Source organism: Microbacterium sp. HA-8 (assembly GCF_046111165.1).
In the GTDB taxonomy this organism is placed as follows: Bacteria; Actinomycetota; Actinomycetes; order Actinomycetales; family Microbacteriaceae; genus Microbacterium.
Map to the genome: position 1 here is coordinate 245,537 of NZ_CP162025.1, position 13,513 is coordinate 259,049.

Genomic DNA, 13,513 nt, shown 5'->3' on the forward strand with positions numbered 1-13,513 from the left:
TGTCGGCGATGATGCTGCGCCCATATAGATGCCTACGGATCACGCTCGACGAGTGTGCCTTGTCGCGGCAGACGCGATCCGGCTGTTTGTACGGCCGATCCGGCCGGCGCCTGGCCGCACGGAACTGATCGCTCAGGAGCGAGCAGCGTCGGGAATCGCCGGCTTGAGCAGTGCTGACGCGCACAACAAACGGCAGTCTTGCACAGGTCGGCGATGGACTCTTCGCGCTCAAACCACCGCATGATCGGCCAATCGGGTCATCCGAGGGATCGATACGCAGATCCTCGCAATTCGATTCGGTCGCCCTCCGCGCGTGGTGGATTCGTCGCGCAATTGTGGGGCGGTCGATGGTTAAATTCACACGGACGGCCCACGAGGTCTCGCCGGCGGAGTCCGCGTCGGAAGGAATCCTTCTCGCATCTGGCGCACGTGAAGATGTTCATTTATAGTGAACGAGATCAATGAGGACTGATGTCGGCGAGGGTGCCGACACATGGTCGTCTATCAAAGGAGAGGGATCCAAATGAAATCTGTCCAATCGGCTACTGCGGCGTCAGATGGTGCGCATTCGTTCGTTCCAGAAATCTCACAGCCGAACCTTGACCTCCTCGGCCGCGCCCAATCGCTCTACTCACTTATCCATGAACATGCCCCAGACAGCGATCGTGACCGCCGTGTCTCCGAAGTGGTGATCGATGGGCTGGAAGAACTTGACCTCTTCCAGGTCTGCACTCCTCGTCGCTATGGCGGATTCCAGAGCAATTTTCGAACGCTGTTCGAGCTCACCGCCGAAATCGCACGGGGAGATGGGGGTACAGCTTGGGCGTTTGCGTTGCTCAACTCAAACGCCTGGGACGTCGGCACCTACTCACGCGAGGCCCAGGACGACATTTGGGGCGCGAATCCGCGTGCACGCATCACCACTGTAACGAAACCTCCTGCCGGCCCTACCGCATCGGCGCGCAAGGTTGACGGTGGCTATGTAATCAGCGGCCGTTGGCCGTACGCGTCAGGGTCCCTCCACGCACAATGGGCGGAGCTCGGGTTCGTCGTCGAGATTGATGGCGCACCGGTACGGATGATGACTCTCGTTCCGATGGACGAGGTCACGCTTGAAGACACGTGGTATGTCGCAGGAATGCGTGGCTCTGGGAGCAACACAGTCGTCGGCACAGAGGTTTTCGCGCCGGACTACCGCACTCAAAGCTTTGACAATCTAGTCGAAGGAAACTACGCGTCCGAGTTCACCGATGAGCTCGAATATCTCACGCCTATGGTCCCCAACCACGATCTAGTGCTCGTTGGGGCTCAAGTCGGACTTGCTCAGGCAGCTCTGGATTATGCTCTCGAAAAGCTTCCGACGCGCGGCGTCACAAACACAAAGTATGCAAAGGGGAGCGACGCGCCGACGAACCAGATTGCGGTCGCCGAGGCTGCGAACGCGATTGACACTGCACGCATGCTTGGGCGGCGAGCTAGTTATGACATCGATGCCGCCGCGGTAACCAATCGTGGTCAAATCGATTGGGCAACGCGCGCACGTATTCGGATGGATGCGGCGACCATAGCGGTGCTATGTCGAGAGTCCATCGATAAAATGCTCACTGCTATCGGTTCGGCCGCCTTTGCCTCGGTGAACCCACTTCAGCAGATATGGAGGGACTCGGAAACGGCAAGCCGTCATGCGTTGGTGAACGTGGGCGTTTCGAAGGAAACGTACGGGAAGTCGCTGCTCGGCATCGACGAGTTCGTCATGCCGATTTAGCGAAGGCTCAACCGCTGAGGGCATGGACGCCGCTTCGGTCGTCGACGCGGTGGTCGTGCCCTCAGCCATTGAGTTTCTCAGCGGTAGGCCACGCGTCAGACCGAGGGTCCGGTATTGCAGGGGCCAGCAATTGGTCATCACTCCATCTCGATGCATAGCACACATCCTGTTCGAATGGTCACGACAGTCACTTGTGCCGATTGAACAGCAGGGCTTCGCGGTCGAAGCTCCTGTACAGGTTCAGAGAGCGACCCGCGTGACTCCACAGGGGTGTCAGTCGAGGCGATCCGGCCTGGTGAACTGCTGCCGAAATCGCGCCAGACTAACGGCCACTATGCGATGTTGATCGGCGCGAGGACCACCAGGCCGCTCGCTTCGGGAAGCTCGGAGATGAGCTGCCTTGAACCGGCGGCGACTGACCCATGAACGGGGCGGGCTGTAAAGCCGAGTGTTGCTTTCGGAACTTGCACTCGTTTATTGTGACTACACAGGCTGTGAAAACGTCAGGTAGGACTAAAGTGCATCCGTGCGCTGAACCTGACCTCAGGGTTGAGGAAGGAGGCGTCGATGCGCCGACAACGCTGCCCCGATCCTCCTCGGATATCCAGTAGATCGCGGGAGGGCGAACCGAGACCCTGTCCGAACCCGGTGCGAGCTGAACGGTGTTCCACTGCAGTGAGCTACAGAAGACTTCACTAACCATTTCAGAGCGAAAGGAAGACCGTTCCATGGTCGATAGCAGTTTGCCCCCTGACATCTCCGCCCTCCTGGAGAGGATCGATGAGATCCGCCCGCTGATTGAGAAGAACGCAGCGCAAGGCGAAGCAGAACGACGCGTGTCGCAGGAGTCGATCGATGCCCTCGAGGCAATCGGAGCCTTCCGGGTGACGCAGCCAGCCAAGTATGGAGGATATGAAGGTGATTCTCGTGCGCAGGTCGACGTGGGCGCAGCCGTCGGCAAGGGCGACGGCGGGACTGCCTGGGTCGTCGCGCTCACCAACATCGCGAACTGGCTGACCGCGCTTTATCCCGAGAAGGCGCAGGATGATGTGTGGGGTGAGGATCGCAACGCAAAGGTCTCCGTGGTCCTAGCCACAAACGGTAAGACCCAGCGCGTTGATGGTGGGTACCTCGTCAGCGGGGAGTGGAGCTACAACTCGGCATCGTGGCACACGCAGTGGGCGATTCTCGGGGCCGAGCTCGTCGACGAGAATGGTGACTTCGTTGACACCGCGCAACTGCTGATCCCGCGCTCGGATCTCGGCTTCAAGGACATCTGGCATGTGGCCGGCATGCGTTCGAGCGGAAGCAACGCGCTCAGCGCGACTGACGTTTTCGTTCCCGATCACCGTGTGATGCGTGGGGAACCTGCCTTGCGAGGCACCTACCCTGGCACGACCGAGGACACTCCCGCGGTCTACCGGGCGGGGTGGATTCCCGTGCTGAACATCATTCTCGTCGGCCCGCAGCTCGGCATGGGCCGTGCCGTGCTAGAGAGGGTGATCTCGAAGGCAGACTCGAAAGCCATCGCATACACAAGCTTCGAGCGACAGAGTGACTCGATCGCATTCCAACTCGACATCGCCAAGGCCGCGCTGCTGCTGGAAGCTGCGGAAGGGTTCGCCCACCGCGCCACTGACGAGATCGACATCCCCGCTGCTCAGGGCGTCTATCCGGACTACTTGACCCGAGCTCGAAATCGTGCGTACGTGGGCTGGATCGTCGAGCACACCGCTCGCGCCATTGAGATGTTGCTCACCGCGCACGGGTCGGGAGCTTTCGCGGAAGTGAACCCGTTGCAGCGCCTTTGGCGTGACCAGGCAGTCGCGTCACGGCACGCGTTCGTTCTTCCGGCGCTCGGTTACGAGCTTTACGGGAAGGCCCTTCTCGGCCGCGAAGATGGGGATTCCGTTACGCCTCTGGTTTGAGCCCCCGGCTGGTTCGGGATGGGAGCCACTTCGATCCCGAACCAGCCCCTCCCCCAACAATCGGCATTTGGATCCATATGGCCGAACGAGAAGGGAGACGTCCAAAGCAGTAATCGCTTCTCCTCGCCGGACTGGGGTCTCTTCGCCCGCACACTCACCGCATAGCGATCCAGCGAACTCGCATCGCTGGTGAAGGCGGGCCAAACTGCGTGCGCACTGGGTACCGCACGGCATTTTGTCAGGGGCATCCTTCACATCGTGGTGGTACAGCGAACCGAGGTGCATCATCTCGAGTGCTGTCGCGTCCTCGATGACATCGATACTCAACATCGTCCAGCTGCGGTGATGAGCGCCAACGCCGGCCGCACCCGCTTGCCGACGGCTTCATAGAGGTAGCGGCTCGCGGCGTCGGCAATTCGGTCGGTGACGCCCACCTCTTTGACGAGGCGGTCGACGCGCGCGAGGGCCAACAACGTCGCGATCCTCACCGGCGACTCGCTGTTCTCTCGCGCGAACCAGATCATCGCTCGGCAGGGCGAGCGATGAATTCGCGTCCACGACCATGTTTTCGAGCCGTCGAGCAGCTGGAACGCGACCCCGTCCTTCTCCCCAAACACGACGACCGGCCGCTCGAGCTCTGCCGGGCCCATCGCGAAAATCAGACCCGATTGCGCAGCCGCGGCGATGAGCGAACCAGTCTTGTCGGTGAGTACCTTGAGGTAGATGCCATTGACCTCTCGTCCGACCCGGACGAGCCTGGCAAGATGCCGGGCACCGGATAGCGAACTGGTGCGATGACGATGTCCTACCTCCTGCTCGGATAGCGGACGGATGCAGCACCCGTCTCCCTGCTCGCGCGGATCGACGAGGGATCGAGCGCGTCGCCGGGGTGAAGATCCCTCGATTCTCGACGCTGAACTCCTCGAACTGCGCGAGCACGAAGCGACCGGCGCCACGCTCGACCTTGCCGGCTCCTGGTCGTACGAGGCCGTCGCGGCGCTCGAGGCACTTCCCACTGTGTGGTGGGAGTGGCGCTAACGCGCTTCGCGCAAGCGGTCGGCGATCGTTCCAGCTGATCCAGCCTTGCGGGCGCGCGGGGACGGCCTGGCGCAGAAACGGCTTCCGACTCTCCTGGCTTCGGGTGCTTCCATGCGGCGGCGAACGCAATTGCTTCGCGTGTGGGGTTGACTGCCTCGAGGCGGTCGGGCGCAGCCAAGACGACATCGAGTGTGTCCTGTTCGCGGGAGCGGCCCCGGCTGGTAGGTCTTCGTGGTGTCTATGACGCATCGTCACCCGCAGGGCAGAGGCGCTCGCTATCGGGCGGAGAGTCATGGGGCGCCCCGTTTCACGTCGTCGCCCGACGCTAAGGGACACCCAGGTTCTCCCGTGTGGACGCCGATGATCTGGGCACCGCGGTTCGTGACGGGACCGCCCCTGCGTAGACAGCCGGCCCCAACCGGACTCGCGTCGACAAGCCCCGAGTAATCGTCGCCGACACCATCCTGATCGGTCAGATCAACAGTCCGGCGACTAGCGGGAGGGACGGCCCTCACAGCGACCTGACTCGGTGATTCGTCAAACTCAACCCCGCGCACAAGGCTGGACTTCCGATAAAAAGTAAGTCAGAATAAACACAGGTCGCTGCGACGAGCCGGTCTTGAAATGCTGGCTGGACACAAGGCCCGGATGTGAGAAGTCACAATAAAGTGTTCGCTGCGATGGCACATACGAGAACCGGCTGGACACACACCAAGGATGGTAGAAGTCATGACGTCAGAAAGCCCTACCCCGAAGCACGCGCAGGAGTCGAGCAGTGGGGGTGGCGCTCTGGTCCTGGACACGCTCTCCGCAGACGATTTCCGGGCGATCTTCCGTCGGCATCCTGCTGGCGTGACCGTCGTAACGGCAGACGCAGGAACCGGCCCAGTCGCCCTCACGGCCACATCGGTCGCCTCTATGAGCGCCGATCCGCCGCTGCTAATCTTCTCCGTGTCATCGTCGTCCTCGAGTGCGCGCGTCCTGAAAGATGCCAATACTGTCGTCGTCCACTTCATCGGCCCAGACAGCATCGAGATCGCCAAACTTGGCGCGACGAGCGGAATCGACCGATTCGCGGACTCGACCATCTGGTCCCGCCTCCCAACCGGGGAAGTGGTGTTTGATGCGGTTCGCACGTGGATCCGCGCGCGGGTGGTGAATCGGCTGGAGGCGAGCGGATCGACCATCGTGATCGCACAGGCGATCGAGTCGAACTACACGGCGGCAGAACTCGATCAGCAACCGGAGCGCGAAGGACTCGTCTTCATGAACCGAAGCTGGCACCAGGTCGGAGAGCGCTCAGCAATTATCTGAAATCAGGATTGACCGGTAGCACCCACGTTTCAGGCGGTGGACGAAAGCTCGTCCACCGCCTGAAACGTGTGTGCTACTTGGCGTAGGCCGCAGTGATGCTGTGCAGCGCCGCGTCCAGTGCATCGCCATAGGCCATCTCTTCGACCTGATAGACAGACGGGCGCCCGCCGGCAACCGTGGCACCGCCGCGGGCGACCAATCGAAGCCAGTCCTCGGTTGCCTGGATGACCCTGTCAGCAGGTGCGAGCGCATTGACCAACCCGACCTCCCGCGCGCGTTCCGCCGTGAACGGCTCGCCGCTGGCGATGTTCTCGATCGCAGCACGGGCCCCAAGCCTCTTGATGAGGGCGACTTGAGCGACGATCGGCCATACTCCGACGCTGACTTCGTAAGAGCCGATCTTCGCGTCCGGGACGGAGACGACATAGTCAACGGCAGCAACGAATCCTGCGCCGCCCGCCAGAGCGTCTCCGTTCACGGCTGCGGCAACGGGCTTCGGCAAGGTCGGCAGCAGCTTGAGCACGCGGATCAAGCCCTGGTAAAAGGGAACGGGATCAGCGCCGGCCTTGATCGCCGGCACATCAAGGCCGCCGCAGAACGCATCGTCGCCGGCTCCGGTCAGTATGATGCCGGCCACCGCCGCGTCATTTGCCGCAGCGATTAGTTGGTCCTCGATGCTCTGGAGCACCTCGGGATTGAGAAGATTCCGCCCGGGGCCCGCGATTTCCACGGTCGCAATGCGAACATCGTCAGTCATTAGTCTCTCCTTCGATGAGATTCCTCCGGGCCACGCAACGCGCCCAGTAGCCCGTCCAGCCTCGCAGAAGGCGTTCGGTGCGTCAAGGAACACTGAACGCCTGGACAGTTCTACGACAGCAGGACGCTATTCTCGGAGTGTGGACACCGCCAACCAGCCCGAACCGCCGAAGTCCGGAAGCGACACTCAATACCTTCCGTCTTCCGCACCTGTGATCGAACCGACCAGAGATGGAGGAGGAGACATGAAGGAGCAACTGGGCCGACGACTCCGCGCAACACGTGAAGAGCAGAAGCTGAGTCTGCGTGCGGTTGCCTCAGCGATAGGGGTCTCCCCGAGCATGCTCTCGCAAGTAGAAACTGGGAAGATCCATCCTTCCGTCACGACGCTGTACGCACTTGTGTCGCACCTCAACGTATCCCTGGACGAGCTGCTGGAGATCGTCCCGTCGGATGCCGCGCCGACCGCTGCGCTGCGGGAGATTCAGCGCCTCGGAGTACAACGCGCAGAGGCGAATCCCACCATCGAGATGGAAAACGGTGTCACCTGGGAGCGACTCGCGAATGCCGGGCACCGTGGGGTCGATCCGCTGATTATGACGTATGAGCCGGGTGCATCCAGTTCAGCCGAAGGCAAGCTCATGCGACATTCTGGGACCGAGTACGGGTATCTGATAGAGGGTGAGTTGACGCTCCTCCTCGATTTCGACTCGTTCACATTGCATGTGGGTGACTCAATATGCTTCGACTCGCACCGTCCGCACCTGTACCGCAACGACACGGACCGGGCGGCTCGTGGGATCTGGTTCGTGACAGGGCCGCTGGGCGAGAGTCCTCTACAGTTCGACGGGCAGCCGGCACCCGCGCACATCAATCGACTGCAATCCGTGCGTCAGGTTCTGCGCCAGGACGACACGATAATCCCACCGCGGGCCTGAGGGGGATTTGAGTACCACTTCACAATTGGATCCATGTATGATCGTTCTGACTGAACAGATCTAGGGAGCTCTCGAGTACGTCGACGCGGCGGACGGTCCTCCCTCTCACCTTCTGAGGAGTGGACATGGCCAACGGACGAATCACTCACAATCCAGCGCCCGTCATCCCGGGTATCGCCGACAGTGTCAAGGTCAGCGCCGGGGACTTGCTATTCGTATCGGGCGCGGTGGGCTTCGAAGAGGACGGCTCGGTGCCCGCGGACTTCGCGCGCGCGATCGAACTCACCTACCTTGAGCTCGAACGCGCTCTCAAGGCGGGCGGTGCGTCATTCGATGACCTCGTCCGCGTCAATGTCTACATCACCGAACTGGATCAGGAGAAGCTGGGGATCTGGCGGGACACGCGCGACCGGGTTGTCAGAGTCGACGAGCCGTCTGCGAGCACCGTGATCGGGGTGTACTCGCTCTTCAAGGGCGCCTCCATCGAGATTGACGCGATCGCTGCAATCTGATGAAGAACACCGGAACAACAGGAACCAATGCGGTCGACTGGGAAGCGCGTGTTGACTTCGAGCGACTACGGGATGCGCGCTTAAGAAGGCTGAAGGAGCAACTCAATCGATCCGATTTGGGCGCAGTCTTGGCCTTCGACTTCTCGAACATCCGCTATATGAGCGCGACGCATATCGGCACGTGGGCGATGGACAAGTTGATCCGGTTCGCCCTACTCACCCGTAACACCGATCCGATCGTGTGGGACTTCGGTTCGGCGGCCAAGCACCACGCACTGTACAACCCCTGGTTGGACGTAACGACATCCGAAATGGACGCGGACCCACACGCGCCCCACGAGGGCGCCAAGCGGCCACGACTGGAGTCAGGCGCACGAGCGGGTCTTTCGACGCTGCGAGGCGCCTTCCCGCCGGACGCCGAGATGGCGACCGATCTGGCAAAGAAGATCAAGCGCGAACTCGAGAAGTTCGGACTCGCCCACGCGCCCCTCGGGGTCGACGTGATCGAGCTTCCTGTGCTGATCGCCCTGCAGAAGGAGGGCATCGAGGTCGTCGACGGCCAGCAGGTGTTCATGGAGGCGCGGCGCATCAAAACACCCGACGAGATTCGCTTGCTCACCCAGGCTGCATCGATGGTCGATGCCGCATACGAGGAGCTACACCGGTTCCTACGTCCTGGCGTGAGGGAGAACGAGGCCGTCGGGGTGGTCGCAAAGACGCTTTATGACCTTGGCTCGGAGTACGTCGAGGGAGTCAACGCAATCTCGGGTGAGCGCTGCTCGCCGCATCCGCACGTCTTCTCGGACAGGCTCATCAGGCCCGGCGACCCGGCGTTCTTCGACATCCTGCACAGTTGGAACGGCTACCGCACGTGTTACTACCGCACATTCGCTGTGGGCTCCGCCTCAAGCAAGCAGCGCGACGCCTACACACGTGCTCGGGAGTATATGGACCGCGCGATCGCCCTCGTGAAGCCAGGGGCGACGACGGCCGACATCGTGGCAGTGTGGCCCGAGGCACAGGAGTTCGGCTTCGCCAACGAGATGGAAGCCTTCGCCTTGCAGTACGGGCATGGCGTAGGGCTGTCGATCTGGGAGAAGCCAATCTTCTCACGGTTGACCTCGTTCGATCATCCAGAGACGATCGAGGAGGGCATGGTGTTTGCGCTGGAGACCTACTGGCCTTCAGCGGATGGGTGGGGAGCCGCGCGGATCGAGGAGGAGCTTGTCGTCACCGCCGATGGATGCGAAGTCATCACCAAGTTCCCTGCGGAGGAGCTCATCGTCGCCGGCCGTCAGTACTACACGATCGATGGTCCACTCAACACCAATCGTGATAGTCAGTCGCACCTGAACACGACATGGGGACGCGGTCAGTCGTGACGACTCTCGGTTTTCTCGGAGTCGGCGCGATGGGGTCAAAGATCGCGGCTCGACTCATCGCCGCAGGAAACAGTGTGTTGGTCTGGAACAGATCCCCCGGCCCCCTCGCAGATCTCGTGGCCATCGGTGCTGTGCCGGTGGCGACGCCGTCTGAGGCGCTCGCTGCAGATATATCCTTCAGCATGCTCGCCAACGATCAGGCTGCAGAAGAGGTTCTGAACGATGGAACGACAAGAACGGGCCGCATCCATGTGAATCTGGCCTCGATCAGCCCGACAGCGGCTGACCAACTCACGGGAAGATTCGCCGCGGCCGGCGCGGGATATGTGTCCAGCCCCGTTCTCGGTCGCCCGTCCGCGGCAGCCGCAGGGCAGCTGCACCTGCTCGCCGCGGGTGCCAGCGACCACATCGACGCGGTGTTGCCTCATCTGAATCAGATAGGCAAACGAGTCTGGCGGATCGGGCAAGTCCCCTCCGACGCGAATGCGGTCAAGGTCGCGGTCAATTACAACCTCATCCACGTGTTGCAGGCTCTAGGCGAATCGGTCACGATGGTCGAAAGGCGCGGCGTCGATCCCTCAGTGTTCGTCGAGTTGCTCACTAGCAGCCTCTTCGCCGGCGTGGCCTACACAGAGTACGGGCGAGAGATCGCCGCGCACAGACACACGCCGCCGGCCTTTTCGATGGCGCTCGGGTACAAAGACCTCGGCCTGGCTCGAGACCTCGCCGAGGCCGGCGGCGTGAAGCCCGCCACGATGCCCGCCCTGTTCTCGGTCTTCGAACGAGCCCTAGCCGATCCTGAGCTCGCGACATCCGACTGGGGCGCTATCGCAGAAGTCACGAGACGAAACCTACTGTGATGCGTTACCCGAATTGCAGAGGGATGCTCCCGGATGTCAGGGAGCAGTCGTCCAATCAAAGGAGAGATCGTGACTGATCGTACGGTGCTCATTGCTGGGAGTTCGAGCGGGATTGGGCTGGAACTAGCAAAGGACCTCGTGGCCAGCGGTGACCGTGTCATCGTGACCAGCCGAAGTAGACAGACAGCTGAATCTGTCGCGGCCGAGCTCGGCCCCTTGGCGCACGGAATCGCCCTGGACCTGTCCGAGCCGGAAGGCATCGCTGCGCAACTGGACGGCATCGGCCGCCTTAATGGAATCGTGCTCAGCGCGATCGAGCGCGATGCGAATACCATCCGTGACTACAACCTCGCTCGTGCGAGGAGACTCATCACCCTTAAACTGATTGGCTACGCCGAAACCGTCCACACACTCGTTGACCGCATCGAGCCGTCAGTGGACTCCGGTATCGTCCTGTTTGGGGGCCGCGCCAAGGACGCACCGTACCCGGGATCCACCACAGTGTCCACGGTCAATGGCGGCATCGATGGGCTAATGAACACCTTGGCGCATGAGCTTGCACCCATCCGGGTCAACGCTCTCCATCCGGGGATAATCGGCGACAGCCCCTTCTGGGCTTCGCGACCTGAAGCGGTTGCAGCATACGAAAGCCGGACCCCCGGTGGGAAGCTCGCAGAACTTCACGACGTCATCGACGCCGTGAAGTTCCTCCTGTTCAACCGGGGTGTCTCCGCGCACAGCCTTAACGTCGACCGTGGCTGGCGCATCGGCTAACATGCCCCCGTTGTTCAGGGCAGGACGAACCTATTCGAGAGTCGAAAGAAGCAAATCACGGGTCATGCCTCATTACGATGTCGTCATTCTCGGCGCGGGCCCCGGCGGGTACGTCGCAGCCGTCCGCAGCGCTCAGCTCGGCCTCTCGGTCGCCATCATCGAGGAGAAGTACTGGGGCGGTGTGTGCCTGAACGTCGGGTGCATCCCCTCCAAGGCGCTCCTGCGCAACGCCGACCTGGCCCACGTCTTCCACCACCAGGCCGAGCTGTTCGGCATCTCCGGTGACGTGACGTTCGACTTCGGCACCGCGTGGGACCGCAGCCGCACGGTGGCCGAGACGCATGTCAAGGGCATCCACTTCCTCATGAAGAAGAACAAGGTGACCGAGTACGAGGGTCGCGGTTCGTTCGTGGACGCGCACACGATCACCGTCGCGAAGGCCGACGGCTCCACCGAGCAGCTCACCTTCGACAACGCGATCATCTCGACCGGCTCCAAGGTGCGCCTGCTTCCCGGCGTCACGCTGAGCGACAACGTCGTGACGTACGAGGAGCAGATCCTCACGCGCGAGCTGCCGCGCTCGATCGTCATCGTCGGTGCCGGCGCGATCGGCATGGAGTTCGCCTTCGTCATGGTCAACTACGGCGTCAAGGTCACGATCATCGAGTTCCTCGACCGGGCGCTCCCGAACGAGGACGTCGACGTCTCCAAGGAGATCGCGCGCCAGTACAAGAAGTACGGCGTCGACATCCTCACCTCCACCAAGGTCGAGACCGTCGTGGACTCGGGCGACAAGGTCACCGTCACCTACACGCCCAAGGACGGCGCGCCCGCGTCGATCGAGGCCGACAAGGTGCTCATGTCGATCGGCTTCGCCGCGAACGTCGAGGGCTTCGGCCTGGAGAACACCGGCGTGAAGCTCACCGACCGCGGTGCGATCGACATCGACGACTACATGCGCACCAATGTCCCCGGCATCTACGCCATCGGAGACGTCACGGCCAAGCTGCAGCTCGCCCACGTGGCCGAGGCGCAGGGCGTCGTGGCCGCCGAGACCATCGGCAAGGCCGAGACCCAGACGCTGGGCGACTACCGGATGATGCCCCGCGCGACGTTCTGCTCGCCGCAGGTCGCCTCGTTCGGACTCACCGAGCAGCAGGCGCGCGACGCCGGCTACGACGTCAAGGTCGCGAAGTTCCCGTTCAGCGCGAACGGCAAGGCGAACGGCCTCGGCGAGCCCATCGGCTTCGTCAAGCTCATCGCCGACGGCGAGCACCTCGAGCTGCTCGGTGGCCACCTGATCGGCCCCGACGTCTCCGAGTTGCTCCCCGAGCTCACGCTCGCGCAGAAGTGGGACCTCACGGCCCTCGAAGCGGCCCGCAACGTGCACACGCACCCGACGCTGTCCGAAGCCGTGCAGGAAGCCTTCCACGGCCTCGCCGGCCACATGATCAACATGTGACCGAAGAGTGGCAGCCATCGCCAAAGCATGACATCCCTGAGCGCACGTTCTATGCGGGCGCGGGGGGTGGCGCGTGATGGACACTCCGATGCGCTTGCGGGAGTCAATCTGGTCCGCCGCTTGAGGCACGGCAACGGGCTGTGTGGGTGGCCCCCCAGGCAGCCGACTGCGTCGGGGAGGTCTTGTCTTTGACGTCTTCAAGACCGAGTCGGGGTGGCATCTACATCACGCGTACGGCTGGGAGCGTTGGATATGCAGCGGAGCGGGGCGAGAGTACAGTGACTCTCACCCCGCTCCTGTTGGTTCAGGTCAGCGGATCACTCCGGTGCCGGCGTACGAGGCCGGTACTGCTGTCGGGCCCGTAGCGTCTGCTGCGGGCCTTTCAGCTTTTGGGGTGCGGTCCACCTCGACGCTGGAGAACTTGAGGGACGCGCCGACGTTGTCCGCGACGATGTCGCGGGTTTCGCGGGTCTGCCCGGTTTCCTTGTCGGTGTAGGTCCCGAACCGCAGGTCCCCGGCGACGATCACGCTGTCGCCTTTGCGGAGCGAGTCGGCGATATGCCGGGACTGTTGGTTGAACGCGACGACCCGATGGAACACGGTGCCGGCGTCTTCCCACCGGTTCGTGGTCTCGTTGAGGCGCCGGTCGTTGACCGCGACGGTGAAGCGGGCATACTCGTTGCCTGATTCGCCGGTGCCGTGTTCGGGGTCGCCGGTGAGGTTCCCCTCGATGGCGACCGGGATCTTGGTGGTCATCTCTGCTTCCTTTCATTGGTGAGACGCC

The 13,513-nt window shown here is 62.3% G+C and carries 12 protein-coding genes; 9 read left to right on the plus strand and 3 right to left on the minus strand.

Features of this window, described 5'->3' with window-relative positions; genetic code table 11:
• Positions 1–493 precede the first annotated feature (493 nt).
• Both AB2L57_RS01105 and AB2L57_RS01110 read left to right on the plus strand, forming a co-directional pair.
• On the plus strand, positions 494–1,765 hold the full coding sequence (locus AB2L57_RS01105; RefSeq protein ID WP_409047887.1) for an acyl-CoA dehydrogenase family protein: 1,272 nt from the start codon (positions 494–496) through the stop codon (positions 1,763–1,765).
• Positions 1,766–2,493: 728 nt separating this feature from the next.
• On the plus strand, positions 2,494–3,693 hold the full coding sequence (locus AB2L57_RS01110) for an acyl-CoA dehydrogenase family protein (RefSeq protein ID WP_036299419.1): 1,200 nt from the start codon (positions 2,494–2,496) through the stop codon (positions 3,691–3,693).
• A gap of 323 nt (positions 3,694–4,016) precedes the next feature.
• Here the strand turns inward: AB2L57_RS01110 and AB2L57_RS01115 are convergent, their stop codons facing one another.
• Positions 4,017–4,649 carry a hypothetical protein gene (locus tag AB2L57_RS01115; RefSeq protein WP_409047888.1) on the minus strand — a complete coding sequence of 211 codons (633 nt, stop codon included), beginning with the start codon at positions 4,647–4,649 and terminating at the stop codon, positions 4,017–4,019.
• Positions 4,650–5,460: 811 nt separating this feature from the next.
• Between AB2L57_RS01115 and AB2L57_RS01120 the strand changes: the two genes are divergently transcribed.
• A complete protein-coding gene (locus AB2L57_RS01120; RefSeq protein ID WP_100813236.1) occupies positions 5,461–6,045 on the plus strand; it encodes a flavin reductase family protein in 585 nt (194 codons plus the stop codon).
• 73 nt (positions 6,046–6,118) lie between these two features.
• On the opposite strand, the gene AB2L57_RS01125 is transcribed toward AB2L57_RS01120, so the two are convergent.
• A complete protein-coding gene (locus AB2L57_RS01125; protein WP_069696851.1) occupies positions 6,119–6,802 on the minus strand; it encodes an enoyl-CoA hydratase/isomerase family protein in 684 nt (227 codons plus the stop codon).
• Positions 6,803–6,941: 139 nt separating this feature from the next.
• Here AB2L57_RS01125 and AB2L57_RS01130 point away from each other — a divergent pair, with 139 nt between their 5' ends.
• The 6 genes from AB2L57_RS01130 to lpdA all read left to right on the plus strand — a co-directional run bounded on the left by AB2L57_RS01130 (position 6,942) and on the right by lpdA (position 12,729).
• Positions 6,942–7,739 carry a helix-turn-helix domain-containing protein gene (locus tag AB2L57_RS01130; RefSeq protein WP_409047889.1) on the plus strand — a complete coding sequence of 266 codons (798 nt, stop codon included), beginning with the start codon at positions 6,942–6,944 and terminating at the stop codon, positions 7,737–7,739.
• A gap of 125 nt (positions 7,740–7,864) precedes the next feature.
• On the plus strand, positions 7,865–8,251 hold the full coding sequence (locus AB2L57_RS01135) for a RidA family protein (RefSeq protein ID WP_051513789.1): 387 nt from the start codon (positions 7,865–7,867) through the stop codon (positions 8,249–8,251).
• Positions 8,251–9,633, plus strand: coding sequence for a Xaa-Pro peptidase family protein (locus AB2L57_RS01140; RefSeq protein WP_036300216.1), 1,383 nt, complete (start codon positions 8,251–8,253; stop codon positions 9,631–9,633). The genes AB2L57_RS01135 and AB2L57_RS01140 overlap by 1 nt, the downstream gene beginning before the upstream one ends.
• A complete protein-coding gene (locus AB2L57_RS01145) occupies positions 9,630–10,493 on the plus strand; it encodes an NAD(P)-dependent oxidoreductase (protein ID WP_036300214.1) in 864 nt (287 codons plus the stop codon). Before AB2L57_RS01140 ends, AB2L57_RS01145 begins: the two co-directional genes overlap by 4 nt.
• Before the next feature lie 69 nt (positions 10,494–10,562).
• Complete coding sequence (locus AB2L57_RS01150; RefSeq protein WP_036300211.1) at positions 10,563–11,267, plus strand: SDR family NAD(P)-dependent oxidoreductase; 705 nt, start codon at positions 10,563–10,565, stop codon at positions 11,265–11,267.
• Between the two features lie 64 nt (positions 11,268–11,331).
• Positions 11,332–12,729, plus strand: a complete 1,398-nt coding sequence (lpdA, locus tag AB2L57_RS01155) for a dihydrolipoyl dehydrogenase (protein WP_056216905.1) — start codon at positions 11,332–11,334, stop codon at positions 12,727–12,729.
• A gap of 309 nt (positions 12,730–13,038) precedes the next feature.
• Here the strand turns inward: lpdA and AB2L57_RS01160 are convergent, their stop codons facing one another.
• Entirely contained in the window at positions 13,039–13,485 is a 447-nt protein-coding gene (locus AB2L57_RS01160; RefSeq protein WP_100813235.1) for a single-stranded DNA-binding protein, read from the minus strand.
• Between the last annotated feature and the right edge of the window lie 28 nt (positions 13,486–13,513).

What these genes read in the sequence shown, in the direction of transcription:
- AB2L57_RS01120 (WP_100813236.1), top strand. Translation starts at nt 5,461, where the DNA reads ATGACGTCAGAAAGCCCTACCCCGAAGCACGCGCAGGAGTCGAGCAGT.
- AB2L57_RS01110 (WP_036299419.1), top strand. Translation starts at nt 2,494, where the DNA reads ATGGTCGATAGCAGTTTGCCCCCTGACATCTCCGCCCTCCTGGAGAGG.
- AB2L57_RS01135 (WP_051513789.1), top strand. Translation starts at nt 7,865, where the DNA reads ATGGCCAACGGACGAATCACTCACAATCCAGCGCCCGTCATCCCGGGT.
- AB2L57_RS01125 (WP_069696851.1), bottom strand. Translation starts at nt 6,802, where the DNA reads ATGACTGACGATGTTCGCATTGCGACCGTGGAAATCGCGGGCCCCGGG.
- AB2L57_RS01105 (WP_409047887.1), top strand. Translation starts at nt 494, where the DNA reads ATGGTCGTCTATCAAAGGAGAGGGATCCAAATGAAATCTGTCCAATCG.
- lpdA (WP_056216905.1), top strand. Translation starts at nt 11,332, where the DNA reads ATGCCTCATTACGATGTCGTCATTCTCGGCGCGGGCCCCGGCGGGTAC.
- AB2L57_RS01160 (WP_100813235.1), bottom strand. Translation starts at nt 13,485, where the DNA reads ATGACCACCAAGATCCCGGTCGCCATCGAGGGGAACCTCACCGGCGAC.
- AB2L57_RS01140 (WP_036300216.1), top strand. Translation starts at nt 8,251, where the DNA reads ATGAAGAACACCGGAACAACAGGAACCAATGCGGTCGACTGGGAAGCG.